The following is a 17,124-nucleotide window of genomic DNA, read 5'->3' on the forward strand; positions in this document are numbered from 1 at the left end:
GCCCCCGATGTCACAAATCGGGACGCTGTCCGGTCATAGCGGGTGAAGGCACATTCATCGGCCGGACAGGAGGCACTCATGCGCCGGATCCTCATGGTGGGCGGCGGTTACGCCGGTTTCTACACCGCATGGAAGCTGGAGAAGAAGCTGCGGAGGGACGAAGCCGAGATCGTCGTGATCGACCCCCGGCCGTACATGACGTACCAGCCGTTCCTCCCGGAAGTCGCAGCGGGGTCGATCGAGGCGCGGCATGCCGCCATCTCGCTCCGCAGCCACCTGAAGCGCGCGCGGCTCATCCCCGCGTCGGTGACCCGGATCGACCACGCGTCGAAGACGGTGACGGTGCTGCCGAAGGACGGCGAGCCGTTCCCGCTGGGCTACGACATCATCGTGGTCACCGCCGGCGCCGTCACCCGCACCTTCCCCATCCCGGGCATCACCGAGCAGGCGATCGGCATGAAGCACGTCGAGGAGGCCGTCGCCATCCGCGATCGGCTGCTCGACGCTTTCGACCGCGCCTCGGTGCTGCCGCCCGGACCGGAGCGCAACCGCCTGCTCACCGTCGCGTTCGTCGGCGGCGGGTTCTCGGGCGTCGAAGGGTTCGGCGAGACGCTCTCGCTGGCCACGGCGCTTCTGAAGTCGTATCCCGAGCTGACCTTCTCGGACCTCTCGTTCCACCTGATCGAGGCGCGCAACCGCATCCTCCCCGAGGTGACCGACGAGCCGGGACGCTGGGTGGTGCGGGCTCTGGAACGCCGTGGGGCGCACATCCACCTGGATGCGCAGCTCGTCTCGGCGGACGGCGGCCACCTGGTGCTCTCGACCGGTGCGGAGTTCGACGCGCACACCATCGTGTGGACCGCCGGCAACGGCGCGAACCCGGTCGTCGCGAACCACACCGACCTGCCGGTCACGGCGCGCGGATCGGTGATGGTGCGCGCCGACCTACGAGTGGGCACGCCGGACGCGGTCGTGCCGGACGCCTGGGCGGCCGGCGACGACGCGGCGGTGCCGGACCTGGCGTCCCCGATCGACGGCGCCGTCACGGTTCCCAACGCCCAGCACGCGGTCCGGCAGGCCAAGCGGCTGGCGAAGAACATCGTCGCCACCCTGCGCGGTGAGCAGCCGAAGGACTACGTGCACCACAGCCTCGGCGTCGTCGCGACCCTCGGCCTCGGCACGGGCATCTTCCAGTGGCGCGGAATCGTCATCACGGGATTCCTCGCCTGGGTGATGCACCGCGGGTATCACGTGCTCGCGATCCCGACCTGGGAGCGCAAGGTGCGGGTGCTGCTGATCTGGGCGAGCGCCGTGTTCTTCGGCCGCGACATCGTGTCGCTGCTCTCGGTGCAGCATCCCCGCCGGGCGTTCGTCGGGGGTGGCGTGCCGGAAGCGTCCGACGCGCGCGAGCTCGTCGGGAGGGCCGCCTGATGCCCGTCGACCGCAGGCACCGGCCCTCCGCGACGGCGCGGCTCGCCGGAGTCGTCTCGAACAGCGCTGCAGGACGCCGTGTCGCCGCACTGCGCGACGAGCTCCGGACCCGGCGCGTGCCGCTGCACTGGACGAACATGTTCGGGGTCATCGCGTTCGCGTGCGTCCTGGTGCTGTTCGTGACCGGCTTCATCCTCATGTTCGTCTACACGCCGTCGAGCACGCGCGTGACCTATGACGGCCCGTACACGCCGCTCGCGGGCGCCGAAATGTCGAAGGCCCTACAGTCGACGCTGGCGATCACGTTCGAGGTGCCCGGCGGCCTGCTCGTGCGCCAGGCGCACCACTGGGCGGGCCTCCTGCTCCCGGCCGCGATCATGCTGCAGCTGGCGGTGTCGTTCTTCACCGGCGCGTTCCGCCGTCCGCGCCGACTGTCGTGGGTGCTGCTGTTCGGCCTGCTGATCACCGCCCTGCTCGGCGGCTGGAGCGGGTACGCGCTCCCGGACGACATGCTGTCCGGCACCGGACTGCGGATCGTGGAGGGCATCGTCCTCGGCATCCCCGTCGTCGGCACCTGGCTGTCCGCGCTGCTGTTCGGGGGCGAGTTCCCCGGGCGGATCATCGAGAACCTCTACCCCATCCACGTCGCCGTGGTGCCGGCGCTGCTCGTGCTGCTGCTCGCGGCGCGGGCGCGACGGGCGTACCTCGACAAGCCGGCGCAGTTCGCCGGCCCGGGCCGCACGGAGGAGCGGATCGTCGGGGTCCCCGTGCTGCCGAATCTGGCGGCGCGAGCGGGCGGCCTCCTCGCCATCGCGACCGGCGCGATCGTCCTCATCGCCGCGACGGTCACGATCAGCCCGATCTGGCTCTACGGACCCTCCTCGCCCGGCGACGCGTCGGCGGGCAGCCAACCGGACTGGTACACGGGCTTCCTCGACGGAGCGCTCCGCCTCGTCCCGCCCGGCTGGGAGTTCGAGTGGCTCGGCCGCACCTGGACGCTCGCCATCCTCATCCCCCTCGCGGTGGTCGGGCTCTACCTGCTCGCGATCGCTGTGTACCCGTTCGTCGAGGAGTGGGTGACCGGCGACCACCGCGACCACCACCTCCTCGACCGCCCGCGCAACGAGCCGACGCGCACCGGCCTCGGCGTCTCGGGCATCGTCTTCTATGCCGCCCTCTGGGGCGCGGGGAGCGCCGATCTCGTGGCCACCCATTTCCACCTCACGGTGGAGTCCGTGGTGGCCGGCTACCAGGCGCTCGTGGTGCTGGGTCCTGTCGTGGCGTTCGTCGTCACCCGGCGCGTGTGCCTCGCGCTGCAGAAGCGCGACCGCGACATCCTGCTGCACGGCTACGAGACCGGGCGCATCGTCCGGCTGCCCGGCGGCGAGTACGTGGAGGTCCACGGCTCGGTGGGTGCGGCCGAGCGGTACCGCCTGGCCGGCCCGGTCGCCGTGCACCCGGTCGACGCCAGGCCGGACGAGGACGGGCGGCTCCGGCCCACCGAACGGCTCCGGGCGGCTCTCGCCCGGGTGTTCTTCGAAGACCGCTTGGAGCCGGTGGGCCCGCTGACCCGCGACGAGGTCGTCGCCGGAGGACGAACGGATGAGGCGATCACGCACACCGAGGGGGCCCGGTCGGGCGCGGCGCGGGCGGGCGCGGCATGAGGCGGAGGCGGCCGCGGCGGCCGCCGCTCTGACGACCTCGCTGCGCGACGCCTACCTCGCCGGCGACCCACCGGCCCTGGGTCGGCTGCTCGGTCCGGACGTCCACGTGGTGGTCGACTGCGGCGGCGACGCATCCCTACCGGTGGCCGTCGGCGTCGCCTCGGGCCTGACGCTCCTGCACGGCCTGCTCGGCGACCCCGCATCGCTCGGCCTGGACGTCCGGCCGATGAACGGGCGCTCAGGTCTCGTCGCCTCCCGTGAGGGACGCGTCTTCGCCGTCGTTGTCGCGGACGGCGTCGTCGGGGCCGTCGACCACCTCTGGGTCGTGGCGGATCCGGAGAAGCTCCGGCGCTGGGGTGAGCCCCGGTGAGCGGCTGGCGAGGAACGGAAGGTACGACGCGGAGTGGTCGTGGCCGCAGGCACAGCGCTCGACATCGCCGTGCAGCAATCGGCTGGGCGTGAGGCCGGTCAATCGCAGGCATTCCCGGTTCAGGTGGGCCTGGTCGGCGTATCCCGCGTCGACGGCGATCCCGGCGATCCCATCGCTTCCGCGTCGTCCGCTCGCCGCTACGCCGGCCTGTGCCAGCGCCAGGAATCCTTGGAAGCGAAGGGTCCGCTGAAGCACCTTCGGGCTGAGCCCGACCGTGTGGAGGGAGCGACGTCGCAGCTGACTCTCCGACAGCGCGACATGTGCCGCGACGGCGCCGACATCGTGGGGTCGCCACGGCATCAGCGCGGAGACGGCCTCCCGGATGGCCCGGTCGATCCGCTCCGCCGCGCGGAACTCCCTCAGAAGGAACGCCTCCAGGACGGCCACGGCGCGCTCGTCCCGGCCGGACAGCGCCATGGCCTCGCCGAGGCGCTCCGCGGATCCGCCCCACACCTCCGACAGACCGACGTTTTCATCGACCAGTTCGTCGAGCATGACCGGCAGCGGCGGCGCGCCGGCGGGCAGGAACCGGGCCCCGACGATGGTGGTGTGCGGCGGGATGACCTCCAGCCGCGGCCCGGTCAGTGGCCCCATCAGCCGGGGCTGGCCGCCGAGCGGCACGTGGATCTCGACACCGCCGGTCGGGAGGTGGCGTTGGACGTACGGGGCGTCGCCGGTGCGGTGGATCCAGATCGTGCGCACCACCCGCGCGAGCGCCGGCGTCGGCGGCCGCTCGACATACGATTCCATGCTCCCCCCTCTCCGACCCCCGTCGTCAGCGAACCCTGGCGAACGCCCGGCGCACGACCCGCCTGTTCAGGAACACCGCGATGATCGCGATGATGGCGCCGACCGCAGCCTGCTCGACCTTCATCCAGATCGGATAGCCCGTGTCCGGTGCGACGATGATCACGACGATGCCGATCGGCGCGAGCAGTGAGATCCACCGCATCCGGGTGTAGGCCGTGCGGTTGCCCCGCGCGGCGGCCCGGGTGACGAAGATGAAGACGATGCTCGCTCCGGCGACGACGGCGCCACGGAGCCAGACCACCCAGTTCACGTCGGCGGGATCGACCGCGCTCAGGATCGCCGCCACACCGAGGGCGGTCAAGGACACGGCGGCGCACAGCACCCAGAGCCGGGTGACGGCTGCGAGAGCGGAATGCACCTCGAGCGGGTGAGCGACGGTGGACGTCATGCGGGTTCTCCTTGTCGGGTCGCGCGGTCGAAGAGATCGACGATCTCGGCGATCGCCGCATCGGTGGCGGAGGGGGAGCCGGGCATCGTCGTGGCGAACGCGTCGATCGTCGCCCGGATCGAGCGCGCGACCACGAGGGTGTCGAACTCGCGGAACTCGCCGGCCTCCTGGCCGTGTGAGAGCAGCACCGACAGCAGCAGCGCCGAGGTGTCCTCCCGGAGGCCGTTGTCGGCGCGCGGCGCGTTGGCGACGACCTCGATCACCGCGCGCGCGGCGAGGCGGTTGTCGGCCAGGTACCGGAGGTTGGTGGTGATGTACGCCGCGAGCTTGCGTCGCCAGGTGCTGGCGGCCTCCATCGCCGGCACCATCACGGCGGCCGCGCCGTCGACCACGTGCGCGACCACCGCCTGCATCAGGGCCGCTTTGTCGGCGAAATGGTACGAGATCATCCGTGTGCTGCTGAGGCCGGCGTCCTCGCAGATGCGGGCGAACGAGGTGGCGGCGAAGCCCCGCTCGGCCAGCACCGCGATCGTCGCGTCGACGATCTCGCGCCGACGCTCTTCGGTGGACCGATAGGGACGAGTTGCAGGAGTCACCTGCCCATATTTACTTAATCAGGTAATTGCGCGCAAGTGCGGAGCGAAAAGAGAGACCGGTGCGTTCTCCAGCTGTTCGCGCAGTTCCGCGCTCGGGCTGCCCAGGACCTCGCCGGTGAGCGTTCCGGTTGCCGAGATGGCCGCCATCAGGTCGGGCCCGATGTGTGCGAGGTGATCGAAGAACGCGGCGGCGTCGACGTATTCCTCGATCACGATCGCCTCCGTCCGATCGGCGTTGAGGTACACCTCGTACAGCGTCGTCCCCGTGTCCTCCTGCTCGACGATCTGCACGCACTGTCTGGACAGTCGTGTGAACTCATCGACGGCACCCGCGTGGAACACGAATCGAGCGATTCCCATCACCGTTTCCATCGGCTTCCTCCCTCTCTGGTCGTGGTGGTTCAGCGGCTGTGGGCGTTGCGCCAGGCCACGTAGTCGGCGACCGCGGCCGCGACGTCGAACTCCGGCGTGAAACCCGTCTCTGCCCGGAGACGGGAGATATCGAGGTACGGATGTTCTCCCGGTCCCGTGGAGCGACCCTCCAGCAACCGCACCGGCGTCTCGGGGAATGCGGCGTCCAGGGCTTCGGCGAGTTCGCGGTGGGTGTAGCGATGCCCGCTGGAGACGTTGTAGACGGTGTGATCCAGCACGTCGGCGGTCATCAGGAGCGCGATCGCGCGACCGGTGTCCGGGGCATAGCCGAAGTCGCCGCCGTCGTCGGCATGCAGCGCCGGTGGCTGCTCGCCCCGACGCAGCGCTCCGACAGCGGGCGGGATGGGATTGAAAGGCGATTCCGGGTCCATGAGCGGTCCCCACGTGCTCCCGATCCGCAACAGCACGGGGTGCACGCCGGTCCCCGCCAGCGCGAACAGCGTGAGCGGTTCCACCGCCTTCTTGAACGCGACGATGGCGTGCGGAAGATCGGCCGACGGGAGGTCGAGATCCTCCGTCCATGGGATTTCGGGGCGGCCGGTGTAGACGCCGATGCTGCTCGCAACGGCGAACCGGCCCACCTCCCACCTGCGGGCGGCTTCGAGGGCGTTGAGGAGCCCGGCGGTGTCGCGCCGGAAGAACTCGATGGGGTCCGTTTCCGGGATGCTGCCGGCGAGATGCACGATGTCCCGGATGTCGTGTCGGTCGTCCAGCGCCAGGAACGCGTCCCGGTCGGCGATGTCCACGTTCTCGACGGTGACGCGTCCGTCGAGGAACGACGGCACCTCGGTCGTGCGGTGGGCGGTGACGACGACCTCGTGCCCGCGGTCGACGAGGGCGGCGGCGGTGTGCGCTCCGATCATCCCGAGGCCGCCGGTGACGAGGATCATCGCTTCACCTCGTAGTGCAGGTGCGTGACATCGGGGGCCGCGACGACCTCGAGGATCCCCAGCCGGATGTGCTGCGGCAGTTCGTGGAAGAAGCGCCGTCCGGCGCCGAGCAGGATCGGCACCTGATGCAGGATCAGTTCGTCGACCAGGCCGGCGGCGAGCGCCTCCGTCACGAGCACTCCGCCCATCAGCCCGACATCCTTTCCGGCCGCCGCGCGTTTGGCGACGTCGACGGCATCGTGGATGCCGGTGCTGACGATGGTCTGCCGTGGGTTGGCCGGCGGAAAGTCCGAGTGACTGAGGACGACGAGCGGCGCGGTGGGATGCGGTGCCCCCTCGGCGAAGCGGTTGGAGTCGGTGTAGGTGGTGTGGCCCGCGAGCGTTGCGCCGACGCGGGACGCCAGCTCGTCGAAGATGCGTGCGCTCGGTTCCGTCAGACGGAAACCGTCGAACACCTGACTGGGCACGTCGCCGCTGCCGTACCAGTCGAACAGGACGCCGCCGTCGCCGAGCCCGCGGCCCGGTCCTGGCTCGCGGCCGGTGATGTAGCCGTCGACGGAGACGGCCAGGCCGCAGATCACATTGCTCATGGGTGAACCTCTTTCGTGTTGTCGGTTGGGCGTTCTGCACCCGCGGGCGGAACCGCCTGCGGGAAGTCGAAGAACCGGCGCGGGTCGTAGCGCTGCTTCACGGCGGACAGCCGGGGACCGTTCGCACCGTGGTACGCGCGAAGCGGATCCTCGAGCGCCGGGTCCGGGAAGTTGGGATAGACGCGACCGGAGGCATGTTCGTGTGCGAGCTCCCACGACGCATCGATCCAGGGGTCGCCCGGTGTTCCGGCGTGCTCGAGCAGGAATCGTTGCCCGCGGTGGGCGAACGCGGTCGCGGTCTCTGCCATGCGGTTGTACGCACCGGCCAGTGCGGTGAATGTCAGGCGTCGGCTGCGTGAGCCCTCACCCGTCTCGAGGCACGACACGAGCGCGGAGACGGCGCCGTCGTCGATCGGACGGTCGAAGAACTCCGAGCGGATGCGGACGCTTTCCGTGCTCGACGACCTCGCGTCATCCGACAGCGCGTCCTTCAGAGCCGAGTAGGGCATCGGCTCGCTCACCGCCAGCAGCGTGGGCCGGCCCGCGCGGCTCGCGAACTCGTGCAGGAGTTCACGCGTGCGGCTCTCGGACAACGTGGACGCGCCGTCGATGTGGACGCGCAGACCGGAGCCATCCGGATGCCTCTCGACCGTCGCATTCAGGGTGAGCTCATCCGGTGCGTCGGGAGCCCACGACTGCCACGCGGTGAGCACCGCACGCGGGTCGATGTCGCGCCAGTGCGCCTCGATCCGGCACACTGCGGGTTCCGGGAGGGTGGAGAAGCGGAGGGAGGTGACGACGCCGAACTGTCCGCCACCGGCACCGCGCAGCGCCCAGAACAGCTCCGGTTCGTTCTGCGCATCGCAGTCGACCACGGAGTCGTCCGCGAGGACGACGCGTGCACCGAGGAGCCGATCGCAGGTCAGCCCGTAGGCACGGCCGAGCAGTCCGATCCCGCCTCCGAGCGTCAGCCCGGCGATTCCGACGCTCGGCCCGCATCCCGCGGGCAGCGTGCGCCCGTGCACGTGCAGGGCGCGGTAGACGGCCCCGAGACGAGCACCGGCGCCGATCAGGGCCGTCCCGTCCGGATGGACGGCGACCTCGTTCAGGGCCGACAGGTCGAGGACGATCCCCTCGGTCGAGGACCGACCCGCGAAGCAGTGACCGCCTCCCCTCGGCACCAGGCGGAGTCCGGTCGAGCGCGCGTAGGCGATCGCTCGAACGACGTCCTCCTCCGACCGGCACAGCACGATCAGAGCAGGGAGCGTGTCCCGGAACGCACGGTTCTCCGGACGGCGTGCCCGCTCGTAGCCGGGAGAGTCCGCGGTGAGGACGTCCCCGTCGAGGAGCTCGCGCAATCGCTCGATTCCGGTCATGGTTCGACCGTAGGGATGGCGCCCGGGTCAAGTCTTGAACGAATCGAGCATCGTGCTGCGCCCGGGCGGCGGCCCGGCTGCGGCGAACGTCAGTCGGGCAGCCGCACCAGGTGCCGGTCGAGCGCGACGGCGATGGCCTCGTCGCGGTTGGACACATCCAGCTTCCGGTAGATGCTGCGGATCTGGCTCTTGACCGTGTTCACCGAGACGCCGAGCTCCTCCGCGACCTGGGGCACGCGCGGGATGCGCAGGTAGACCTCGAGGACGGCCAGCTCGCGCTTGCTCAGCGCCTCTCCCTCCGGCAGCGGCAACAGGAGGGAGCGGGCGGGGACGCCGGCGAGCACGTCGCCGAAGCCGGCGCCGTCGAGGGCGTCGCGCACGGCCGGGAAGTCGTCGACGGGAACCAGCGCGACGGCGAGCCGCTGTCCCGTTGCGCGGAGGAGTTCGCCCAGCTCGTCCACGGCCGCCGTCCGACGAGGTCCGCTCGCGAAGCGCAGCAGCGCGGCGGCCTCCAGGGCCAGCACCTCCGCATGGGTGCGTGCGTCCATCGGCGCTCCGGCGACTCGGCGCACCTGCTGGAGCGCGGCGCCCGTGCGGCCGAAGGCCAGTTCGACGCGGGCGAGGCCCACGTGGCGGTGGACGCTGCCCGACTCCAGCTGCCGGAGCACCGCAGACGCCGCGGCGAGGTCGCCGAGCGCGATGTGCAGCAGCGCCCGATAGGGTGCGAGCTCGCGCCGAGCGGCCGCCCCGCGACCCTCCGCCCCGCGCAGCGCGGCGAACGCGTCGATCCCCGCGAGCCCGGCCGAGGGCCGACCCGCGACGAGATCGGCGAGCGCCTCGGTCGCCGCGATGGCGCGCCAGTGCTCGATCGTCCGGCGATCGTGGGTCATCGCCGCCAGCTGCTCCCGCGCCTCCGCGGCGTCGAACCGCTCCAGCGCAACGATCGCCTCGGCGACGCGGTAGAACGTGCCCGGATACCAGGAGCGCTGCTGGGCGGTCCACTGCTCGTCCTGGGCCAGTTCGATGAAGGCCATCGCCTCGTGGATGTCGCCCCTCAGCGCGTGGATGCCGGCCGCCATCGCGATGTTGGCGAAGCCGGAGGAGTAGCCGGTGGGAGGCGATTCGGCCATCCCCTTCTCGAACGTCTCCAGGGCCGACTCGACCTGACCCGCGTAGTACTGGGTCGTGCCGACGTGCGCGTAGATGCGCGACAGCGCCTGCACGGCGGCGCGCTGATCCAGGGTGAGTCCGTCCAGCGCGGCGACGGCCTTCCGCGCCGGTGTGATCCCGAGGCGCGGGCGCCCGATGAGCCGGTAGGCGGCGCTCTCGCTGGCGAGGATGAGCGCGCGGTCGACAGGTCCAACCCGGTCTACGCCTTGGCGCGCGGCCCGGGCCGCTCCGACGAAGTAGCGCAGCCCCTTCATCCGCCGGTTCGGCTGCAGGTTGTAGGCGATTCCGAGCATCATCATGAGCAGCGGACGCGTGTGAAGCTCTGCCGCCGGGATGCGCTCGGCGACCTGCGCGAAGCCCAGCCGGATCCCGATGACGACGTCGAACCAGTGATCCCGGACGACCGCCGTCGCCGCGTCGTAGTCGCCCGCGTCGACGGCATTCTGGAACAGCCGGAGAACGTCCCGGTCGATCGTGAGCCGGATGTCGTCATCACTCGCGGGCTCGGGGTCGGCGCCCGCGGAGAAGGAGTGCGCGGACTCATCCGAGAACGTGCTCATTGCGTGTACTCCAGGTTCGGGTAGTAAGGAGTGGCGTCCACTTCATCGTAATGACGTGTCGGGAATATTCACCGGCGGCCCACTCGGATGGCGGCTCCCCGCGGAGCGGGTCTTCCGCGGCCTCCATCGGTCGGAAAGGAGGCCGCCGGCCCACTCGGCGCGTATCCTGATGCCGTGGTTCGGAGAACGCCTCGTGATGACGCCGAAGCGCACGTCGTTCACCTGCTCCCTTCTCTCGGTGCGCCGGCCGCTCCACCCCAGCAGCTCGGTTTCCCTCACCGCATGGGCGCCGCCGGTCGAACAGTGCTGGCTGTCGTCAATACAGGCGCGTCGATTGCGGCCGGCGCCATGATCGCCGGGATCTGGACGGCCGATACCCCCGGGCTGTGGTTCGACGTGCTGTTCACCGTGGTCATCGCCGGTCTCGCTGCATCGCTGTGGGGGGTATTCCGGGGGTCGGTCATCGAGGCGAACCAGGAGCGGGCCCTGAACACGCGGTGGCTGCACGTCCGGTCCCACGCACGAGCAGAGACCGGACGAGTCGTGAACCGTGCCGTCAACCTCTCCGAGGACGGAGCGGTGTCGACGTTCGACATCCAGGTCGTCATGGCCGACCGGTCGACCCTTCGCGCCCGATGGCGTCCGCGAACGATGTCGGCACGCTCGCTACCCCTGGCAGCCGTGCCCGACGTCGGGGCCGTGGCGCGCGTCTGGCGGATGCCGGACGAGACGCAGGACTCGCCCGTCGTCATCGAAGTAGCCGACCCCTCCGCCGGAGACCCGCCAGCCTGAGTCGGGACATCGGTTCGAGTCAGGTCGGCTGCCCCGAGCAGGAGACCGCGATCCCGGCCAGCGTCATCGTCCAGGTGTAGTCCACCGGTTTCGACAGCCAGCCGGTCGGTTGATCGACAACCGCCAGGTGGATGACGACGGTGGCGCCGAGAAGGCTGCCGAGCGCGTTCAGAAGGCTGACCGGGACCGTCGTGGTGTACACGCCGCCCGACGATGTCGTCGTCGCCCCGGTGATGACTTGCGTTGCGCCGCCCTTCTGCGCCGTGATGCGGACCGACGTGGATGCGTAACCCGCCGGAGGCGCCCAGGTGAAGATCAGAGCCGTGGTGGTGATCACCGAGTTCCAGCTGCAATAGGGCGTCGTCCCGGCGAGCAGCGGCGGAGGGATGGTCTTCGCCGTGAGCGTCGCGGTGGCCACTTCGCGGTCCAGCCACTGCGCGTCCACCGGCTTGACGGCCGTCGCGGTCACCAGGCCGACGAAGAGGCTCGCAGCGCCGCCCAGGGCGACCAGCATCCTGAACCGGTTAGGCATGCGCTCGCCTCCAGCGCCGCAGCAGGCGGGTCGCCCCGGCGAGAAGGAGGCCCGCTGCGATCGCGCCGACGGCGATCGCAGCTGCCCCGGGAAGGTTGTTCCCGGTGTCCGCGAGGGAAGAGAGGGAGAGCGTCGGCTCGGAGGAGGCCCCGCCCTCGGGCCCAGAGGCATCCACCCACATCACGGCCGTCAGGGAGCCGTCGTCGGGGATGCGCGCATCCGAGGCGACGTGGATGCGCACCTCGAGATAGGTCGTCCCCGGCCGGGGCACGGTTCCCGCCTGAAGTGCGGTGTGCGCCCGGGGAAGCCGATCGAGCGGCGTCGGCGCGAGCACGCGGTGCTCCCCCGGCGGGCAGCCGTCGGCGGCCCAGGCGACGGTGCAGCTCGCGACCTCCGCGGTAATGTCGTCGGAGCGCGCGAGACCGCCGCGGACGCTCAGGCCACCGAGGAGCGAATCGAGCTGGCCGACGTCCGCCGTCACCCTGATCGGCCAGACGAACGTAGCTCCGGGCACGAGCTGATGGGTGATGTCGCCGCCGTCCGAAGTGACGACGAGCGGGCCGGTCCCGGGCGGAGGCGTCGCCGCGAGCGCAGGCGACGGCAGGGCCACCGCCGTGAGAGCCGCGAGGAGCACTGCTCCGAGCATCCGTACGCGCATGGTCACGCCGTCCGGTGGCGGGAGACGGCACGGCGCGGCCAGAACATCCACGTCACCAGCGCCGTCGTCGCCACGGTCAGCGAGCCGATGACAGCAGGATGCCCGAGCCAGACGACGGCTCGGGCGAGGCCCGGCTGCGACCACAGCACGATCCGGACCGTCGACACGCGGTACGGGGCCGGGTCGACGGTCGGGTTGGCGTCGCCCTTGAGGACGATCTCCACGGGCGTCCCCGCGGGCGCACTGGCGGGAGCCGTCACCTCGACGACCCGGTGCGTCACCGGCAGCAGCCCCGGTCGGTCCACCGTGACGACATCGCCCACGTGGGCCTCATTCGCCGGGATCTCGCGCACCAGCGCCAGCGATCCCGCGGGGATGCCAGGCGACATGGAGCCCGTCCGGAACATGATGAGGCTCAGGTGGAACACGAGAGCCGCCACCACCCAAGCGATGCACAGCACCCCACCGACCGCTGTGACGTTGAGGATCGTGGACCGGATCAGTGCGAAGCGGCTTGCAGCTGCCACGTCGCACTCCCCGTCTGCGACTGCGTCAGTGAGGCACCCGCGGTGACCACGAAGCACAAGTCGACCGCAGCCCCACTCGACGTGGTCGGTGCGCCGGGCGCGAGCTCGAAGGTGACGGTGCCGGGCACGGAGCCGACAGCCGTCGCCGCCGGGACGAGCACGGTCCCGGTGGTGCTCGCGTTGCAGCCGAACGCGCTCGGCTGGATGAGCGAGTAGGTGAGCCCGGCGACCGTGCCGGAGGTGGACGGGGCCGTAACCGTGACGGTGGCAGGACTCGTGGTGTTGGCTGCGAGTCGCACGGCATACGGGGCGTAGACGACGTCTCCCGGCGAGAGGGCATTGGCGGTCACGCTGAACCCGAGGGCCGCGCCGGGCGCCGATGCGTGGTCGGAGAAGGCGGTCCCGTCGGTCGAGCCCTGCAGGTTGAACGTGCCGGCCTGGAAGGTCGCCGTCGCGAACTCGGAGTCGTTCCAGGCGGCGAGTGTGACCGTCGCGCCGACGCCGAGGACGAGACCTCCTGCGAGAAGAGCGCGGATGCGGCCGGAGACGCGGCGGCGGGGCTTCCCTTCTCCCGTCTCGCCGGCGTGGCGGCCGGCGGCGGCCTTGTCGATCGGTGCGGAGTCGTGAGTCATGAGGATCACCTTCGGTTCTGACGTGGGCGGGTACCCGCGTGAGCGCGAAGTTAGCGGTAGACCGGTCGGTCGGCTAGACGGTTAACCCCGCACTCACCCTCCGACCGATCGGAGCACCCCCCGACGGGTCACGCACTGCGTTCGGTGAGCGAACATTCCGGCCGAAGGGGCCTCTCGGCGGTCAGGGCAGCGGGTGCCGCGTCGCCAGCTCTGCCGGATATCGAGCGCATCTGCGATGCGGGTCGTCGGGTCACCGTCGAGCGAGAGCCCTCGCCGGCCAAGGCCCTTGACGCGATCTTCGCCAACCCCGAACGTGGATGGCGTCTCGACTGAGGAGGACGACATGGCGAGGATTCTGGTGACCGGCGCGGGGAGCGGGCTCGGCCTCGGTGCCGCGCGCGAGCTGGCGGACCACGGCCACACCGTGGTCGGCCACGTCCGCAGCCTGGACCGGGCCGGCGAGCTCCGGGATGCGCTGGGCGACGACGGGGTGATCCTGGCGGCGGAGCTCTCCGACGAGGAGCAGGTCCGGGCGCTCGCCGAACAGGTGGCGGACGCCGACGGCGTGGATGCGATCATCCACAACGCCGGCGTGATCGACGGCCCGGGCATCCTCCCGGTCAACGTGGTCGCCCCCTACCTCCTGACCGCGCTGGTCCCGGCCGAACGCTACGTCTATCTCAGCAGCGGGATGCACCGCGGCGGCCACGCGACGCTCGAGGGACTCGACTGGTCGGGGCGGACGCGCACCGCGTCGTACTCGGACAGCAAACTGATCGTGACGGCGCTCGCGGCGGCGCTCCCCCGCCTCCGACCCGGCGTGTTCAGCAACGCGGTCGACCCGGGCTGGGTGCCCACGCGGATGGGCGGCCGCAACGCGCCCGACCACCTCGAGCTCGGTCACCGCACGCAGGTCTGGCTCGCCGAGGGCGAAGACCCGGAGACCCGCACCTCGGCGTACTGGCACCACCAGCGGCAGCAGCGACCGCATCCCGCCGCCACCGATCGGACGTTCCAGGATGCGGTCGTCGCCGCGCTGAGGGAGCACACCGGCACCGACCTGTGACCGCCGGGCCGCAGCGAGTTCCCTTCGGGTTCCCAGAACTCTGCCAGCACGAATCCCGATAGGCTGGACGACAACAAGGGGAGTACTCCCGTCGGCAGTGAGCCCGTCATTACGGATGCGCCATCGCATCCCGGGCCACTGGTCCCGAACCGAGATCGTCGATCCGGTCGGGGCGGAGGAGACCTTGGCGAGACGTTCCGCCTACCCCTTGGGAGTTCCCGGTGCAGGTCACCCCGCTCATTTGGATCATCACGATCGCCGTCACGATCGCGTTCTTCGTCTACGAGTTCTTCGCCCACGTGCGCAAGCCGCACGAGCCGACGATCGGCGAGTCCGCCCGCTGGTCCGCGTTCTACATCGGCCTGGCGCTGCTGTTCGGCGTCGGGATCGGCATGGTGTCCGGCTGGACGTACGGCGGCGAGTACTTCGCCGGCTACCTCACCGAGAAGGTGCTCTCGGTCGACAACCTGTTCGTCTTCCTGCTGCTGATGTCGGCGTTCGCCGTGCCCAAGGCGTACCAGCAGAAGGTGCTGATGATCGGCATCATCATCGCGCTGATCCTCCGCGGCGCGTTCATCGCCGTCGGAGCCGGGCTCATCGAGAACTACTCGTGGGTGTTCTACCTCTTCGGCGCCCTCCTGCTCTTCCTGGCGTGGCGTCAGGCGTTCGGCTCCCACGACTCCGACCCGACGAACAACCGGGTCATGCGGTTCATCCGGCGGCACCTGCCCGTCACCGACGAGTACAACCGCGACCGGCTCACGGTGAAGAAGGACGGGCGCCGGTTCGTCACCCCGATGCTGCTGACCATCATCGCGATCAGCCTCATCGACGTGGTCTTCGCCGTCGACTCCATCCCCGCGATCTACGGTCTCACCAGCGAGGCGTACATCGTCTTCACCGCCAACGCCTTCGCCCTGATGGGACTCCGCCAGCTGTACTTCCTCATCGGCGGCCTGCTCGAGCGGCTCGTCTACCTGTCGCAGGGCCTCGCCGTCATCCTCGGCTTCATCGGCATCAAGCTCGTCTTCCACGCACTGCACGTCAACGAGCTTCCCTTCATCAACGGCGGACGGCATGTGGAGTGGATCCCCGAGATCCCGACCTGGTTCTCGCTCCTCTTCATCGGCGCGACGATCGCGGTCGCCGCGACCGCCAGCCTCCTGAAGACGCGGGGCGACCGCCGTAAGGCGTCAGGGGCCGGAGACGCCGTCCCCGTCGGCAACGCTCGGCCCGGCACCGACTGAGCCGGCCGGCCGCGCCGCGGCGTCGGCCTTCCACGCACGGACGGTGTGCCCGAAGCCCACCAGTTCGTGGCCGACCACCTCGATCACGGCGCCGGCGGCCACCAGCCCGATCACCACGCTGAGGCTCGTCAGCGACCCCCGCTGATCGAGGTCGATCGCCTGCCCGGGATATGTCGTCGCGCCGACGACGACCGCGCCGACGAGCGGCGCAAGGGTGAGCAGCAGCAGCGGCAGATGCGTGGAGTCGAACGAATGAAGGAGCACGCTCCAGGTGAGGAAGACCAGGACGATGGTGATCGCGAGGGGAACCGCCAGCGCCAGTGCGATCCCGAGCAAGGACACCCCGCCGTGCTCCATGGCGATCGTGGTCAGGTGCAGCCCGGCGCCGATCGCAGTGATGGATCCGAACAGTGCCAGGTGGGCGTACCGCCAGGGGAACGCCCGCTCCGGCCGCCGCTCCAGCACCCACCGTGACGGCACCAGGAAGTACGTCCACCAGACGGCGGCCGCCATCACGAGCCCCGAGGAGGCGATGAGCACGGCCTCCAGAGTCCATCCCACCGCTTGCGTCAGCGTTCCGACCGCGGCTGTCGTCGCGGCGATCACCTCTCCGATCGTGATCAGCGTGAGCAGCGCGAAGCGCTCGGCGAGGTGTCCGGCGTTCCACGGCGAGAAGCCATAGCTGCGCGTGGCGACCACGGGAGCGATCATCTCGAAGAGCGCCACGACGATCAGCGCGGTCACCGTCACCCCCACCGGGAGAGGGACGATCGCGGTCAGCAGCCAGGCGACCTGGGCGACCGAGATGATGAGGACGTACGACATGGCGTTCTTGCGGTGGGACGGATCCTCCCGCGCCGCCCGCAGCCAGAGCAGGATCTGCGGCACACGCATGATGATGTACCCGATCACCATCAGCAGGTTGTTGGGGCTCTCCCCGTGCGATGCCCGCTCGAAACTCACCGGGAGTCCGTAGGCGAGCACGATCACGCCGATCATCTGCACGATCGTCGCGATGCGGAACAGGAGGTCGTCGTTGCCGTATGCGGACGCGAACCAGGTGAAGTTCAGCCACGCCCAGCTCACCGCCCACACGGCGAAGATGTAGGCGCCGAGCGCTGGCCAGATGTCCCCGTGGCTGAGCTGCTGGGCGAGCAGGTCGGACGCGGTGGCGAACGCCACGACGTAGGTCAGGTCGTAGAGCAGCTCGAGCGGCGTCGTGGTGCGACCCCGCTCCCGCGGGTCGCGGCCGCGCATGGGTCTGATCCGGTGCCGCAGTTCATGCCGCAGCTCCTCCGTGGTGTCCGGTTCGCCGCTCACGTGACCTCCCGGG

At 70.4% G+C, this 17,124-nt stretch carries 18 protein-coding genes; 5 read left to right on the forward strand and 13 right to left on the reverse strand.

What is annotated here, in order from left to right:
* Positions 1-78: 78 nt before the first annotated feature.
* On the forward strand, positions 79-1,431 hold the full coding sequence (locus ABIC47_RS04550; RefSeq protein ID WP_354477638.1) for an NAD(P)/FAD-dependent oxidoreductase: 1,353 nt from the start codon (positions 79-81) through the stop codon (positions 1,429-1,431).
* The gene (qcrB, locus tag ABIC47_RS04555; RefSeq protein WP_354477641.1) at positions 1,431-3,095 is read left to right on the forward strand and encodes a cytochrome bc1 complex cytochrome b subunit; all 1,665 of its coding nucleotides are present in this window, start codon (positions 1,431-1,433) and stop codon (positions 3,093-3,095) included. Before ABIC47_RS04550 ends, qcrB begins: the two co-directional genes overlap by 1 nt.
* A 238-nt stretch (positions 3,096-3,333) precedes the next feature.
* Here the strand turns inward: qcrB and ABIC47_RS04560 are convergent, their stop codons facing one another.
* From ABIC47_RS04560 to ABIC47_RS04595, 8 genes are all read right to left on the reverse strand, one after another.
* Positions 3,334-4,275 (reverse strand): helix-turn-helix domain-containing protein, encoded by a 942-nt coding sequence (locus ABIC47_RS04560; protein ID WP_354477644.1) that lies wholly within the window; start codon positions 4,273-4,275, stop codon positions 3,334-3,336.
* 25 nt (positions 4,276-4,300) lie between these two features.
* Positions 4,301-4,723, reverse strand: coding sequence for a hypothetical protein (locus ABIC47_RS04565; protein WP_089878511.1), 423 nt, complete (start codon positions 4,721-4,723; stop codon positions 4,301-4,303).
* Positions 4,720-5,319, reverse strand: coding sequence for a TetR/AcrR family transcriptional regulator (locus ABIC47_RS04570; protein ID WP_354477649.1), 600 nt, complete (start codon positions 5,317-5,319; stop codon positions 4,720-4,722). The genes ABIC47_RS04565 and ABIC47_RS04570 overlap by 4 nt, the downstream gene beginning before the upstream one ends.
* An 18-nt stretch (positions 5,320-5,337) precedes the next feature.
* Positions 5,338-5,679, reverse strand: coding sequence for an antibiotic biosynthesis monooxygenase (locus ABIC47_RS04575; protein ID WP_354477651.1), 342 nt, complete (start codon positions 5,677-5,679; stop codon positions 5,338-5,340).
* Between the two features lie 41 nt (positions 5,680-5,720).
* A complete protein-coding gene (locus tag ABIC47_RS04580) occupies positions 5,721-6,641 on the reverse strand; it encodes an NAD-dependent epimerase/dehydratase family protein (RefSeq protein WP_354477654.1) in 921 nt (306 codons plus the stop codon).
* Positions 6,638-7,231, reverse strand: a complete 594-nt coding sequence (locus ABIC47_RS04585; protein WP_354477657.1) for a dihydrofolate reductase family protein — start codon at positions 7,229-7,231, stop codon at positions 6,638-6,640. The genes ABIC47_RS04580 and ABIC47_RS04585 overlap by 4 nt, the downstream gene beginning before the upstream one ends.
* Entirely contained in the window at positions 7,228-8,607 is a 1,380-nt protein-coding gene (locus ABIC47_RS04590; RefSeq protein WP_354477660.1) for an FAD-binding oxidoreductase, read from the reverse strand. Before ABIC47_RS04590 ends, ABIC47_RS04585 begins: the two co-directional genes overlap by 4 nt.
* An 89-nt stretch (positions 8,608-8,696) precedes the next feature.
* Complete coding sequence (locus tag ABIC47_RS04595) at positions 8,697-10,337, reverse strand: helix-turn-helix transcriptional regulator (RefSeq protein WP_354477663.1); 1,641 nt, start codon at positions 10,335-10,337, stop codon at positions 8,697-8,699.
* A 282-nt stretch (positions 10,338-10,619) separates the two neighbouring features.
* Here ABIC47_RS04595 and ABIC47_RS04600 point away from each other — a divergent pair, with 282 nt between their 5' ends.
* The gene (locus ABIC47_RS04600) at positions 10,620-11,129 is read left to right on the forward strand and encodes a hypothetical protein (RefSeq protein ID WP_231371206.1); all 510 of its coding nucleotides are present in this window, start codon (positions 10,620-10,622) and stop codon (positions 11,127-11,129) included.
* A gap of 19 nt (positions 11,130-11,148) precedes the next feature.
* Here the strand turns inward: ABIC47_RS04600 and ABIC47_RS04605 are convergent, their stop codons facing one another.
* The 4 genes from ABIC47_RS04605 to ABIC47_RS04620 are packed head-to-tail and all read right to left on the reverse strand — an operon-like array spanning position 11,149 to position 13,478.
* The gene (locus ABIC47_RS04605; RefSeq protein WP_354477666.1) at positions 11,149-11,661 is read right to left on the reverse strand and encodes a hypothetical protein; all 513 of its coding nucleotides are present in this window, start codon (positions 11,659-11,661) and stop codon (positions 11,149-11,151) included.
* A complete protein-coding gene (locus ABIC47_RS04610) occupies positions 11,654-12,307 on the reverse strand; it encodes a hypothetical protein (protein WP_354477669.1) in 654 nt (217 codons plus the stop codon). Before ABIC47_RS04610 ends, ABIC47_RS04605 begins: the two co-directional genes overlap by 8 nt.
* Before the next feature lie 14 nt (positions 12,308-12,321).
* Positions 12,322-12,846, reverse strand: a complete 525-nt coding sequence (locus ABIC47_RS04615; RefSeq protein ID WP_354477672.1) for a signal peptidase I — start codon at positions 12,844-12,846, stop codon at positions 12,322-12,324.
* Complete coding sequence (locus tag ABIC47_RS04620; protein ID WP_089881666.1) at positions 12,819-13,478, reverse strand: SipW-dependent-type signal peptide-containing protein; 660 nt, start codon at positions 13,476-13,478, stop codon at positions 12,819-12,821. The genes ABIC47_RS04615 and ABIC47_RS04620 overlap by 28 nt, the downstream gene beginning before the upstream one ends.
* Before the next feature lie 343 nt (positions 13,479-13,821).
* Here ABIC47_RS04620 and ABIC47_RS04625 point away from each other — a divergent pair, with 343 nt between their 5' ends.
* Both ABIC47_RS04625 and ABIC47_RS04630 read left to right on the forward strand, forming a co-directional pair.
* The gene (locus ABIC47_RS04625; RefSeq protein WP_354477675.1) at positions 13,822-14,544 is read left to right on the forward strand and encodes an SDR family NAD(P)-dependent oxidoreductase; all 723 of its coding nucleotides are present in this window, start codon (positions 13,822-13,824) and stop codon (positions 14,542-14,544) included.
* A 221-nt stretch (positions 14,545-14,765) separates the two neighbouring features.
* A complete protein-coding gene (locus ABIC47_RS04630; RefSeq protein WP_354477678.1) occupies positions 14,766-15,791 on the forward strand; it encodes a TerC family protein in 1,026 nt (341 codons plus the stop codon).
* Here the strand turns inward: ABIC47_RS04630 and ABIC47_RS04635 are convergent.
* A complete protein-coding gene (locus ABIC47_RS04635; protein WP_354477681.1) occupies positions 15,738-17,111 on the reverse strand; it encodes a low temperature requirement protein A in 1,374 nt (457 codons plus the stop codon). The two genes, ABIC47_RS04630 and ABIC47_RS04635, sit on opposite strands and share 54 nt — an antisense overlap.
* Positions 17,112-17,124 lie beyond the last annotated feature (13 nt).

Origin of the sequence: Leifsonia sp. 563, from assembly GCF_040545055.1 — a bacterium.
Lineage (GTDB): Bacteria > Actinomycetota > Actinomycetes > Actinomycetales > Microbacteriaceae > Leifsonia.

Excerpts from the sequence above, each read along its gene's own strand:
- ABIC47_RS04550 (WP_354477638.1), top strand. The coding sequence starts at position 79 with ATGCGCCGGATCCTCATGGTGGGCGGCGGTTACGCCGGTTTCTACACC.
- qcrB (WP_354477641.1), top strand. The coding sequence starts at position 1,431 with ATGCCCGTCGACCGCAGGCACCGGCCCTCCGCGACGGCGCGGCTCGCC.
- ABIC47_RS04560 (WP_354477644.1), bottom strand. The coding sequence starts at position 4,275 with ATGGAATCGTATGTCGAGCGGCCGCCGACGCCGGCGCTCGCGCGGGTG.
- ABIC47_RS04565 (WP_089878511.1), bottom strand. The coding sequence starts at position 4,723 with ATGACGTCCACCGTCGCTCACCCGCTCGAGGTGCATTCCGCTCTCGCA.
- ABIC47_RS04575 (WP_354477651.1), bottom strand. The coding sequence starts at position 5,679 with ATGGGAATCGCTCGATTCGTGTTCCACGCGGGTGCCGTCGATGAGTTC.
- ABIC47_RS04580 (WP_354477654.1), bottom strand. The coding sequence starts at position 6,641 with ATGATCCTCGTCACCGGCGGCCTCGGGATGATCGGAGCGCACACCGCC.
- ABIC47_RS04585 (WP_354477657.1), bottom strand. The coding sequence starts at position 7,231 with ATGAGCAATGTGATCTGCGGCCTGGCCGTCTCCGTCGACGGCTACATC.
- ABIC47_RS04590 (WP_354477660.1), bottom strand. The coding sequence starts at position 8,607 with ATGACCGGAATCGAGCGATTGCGCGAGCTCCTCGACGGGGACGTCCTC.
- ABIC47_RS04595 (WP_354477663.1), bottom strand. The coding sequence starts at position 10,337 with ATGAGCACGTTCTCGGATGAGTCCGCGCACTCCTTCTCCGCGGGCGCC.
- ABIC47_RS04600 (WP_231371206.1), top strand. The coding sequence starts at position 10,620 with ATGGGCGCCGCCGGTCGAACAGTGCTGGCTGTCGTCAATACAGGCGCG.
- ABIC47_RS04605 (WP_354477666.1), bottom strand. The coding sequence starts at position 11,661 with ATGCCTAACCGGTTCAGGATGCTGGTCGCCCTGGGCGGCGCTGCGAGC.
- ABIC47_RS04610 (WP_354477669.1), bottom strand. The coding sequence starts at position 12,307 with ATGCTCGGAGCAGTGCTCCTCGCGGCTCTCACGGCGGTGGCCCTGCCG.
- ABIC47_RS04620 (WP_089881666.1), bottom strand. The coding sequence starts at position 13,478 with ATGACTCACGACTCCGCACCGATCGACAAGGCCGCCGCCGGCCGCCAC.
- ABIC47_RS04625 (WP_354477675.1), top strand. The coding sequence starts at position 13,822 with ATGGCGAGGATTCTGGTGACCGGCGCGGGGAGCGGGCTCGGCCTCGGT.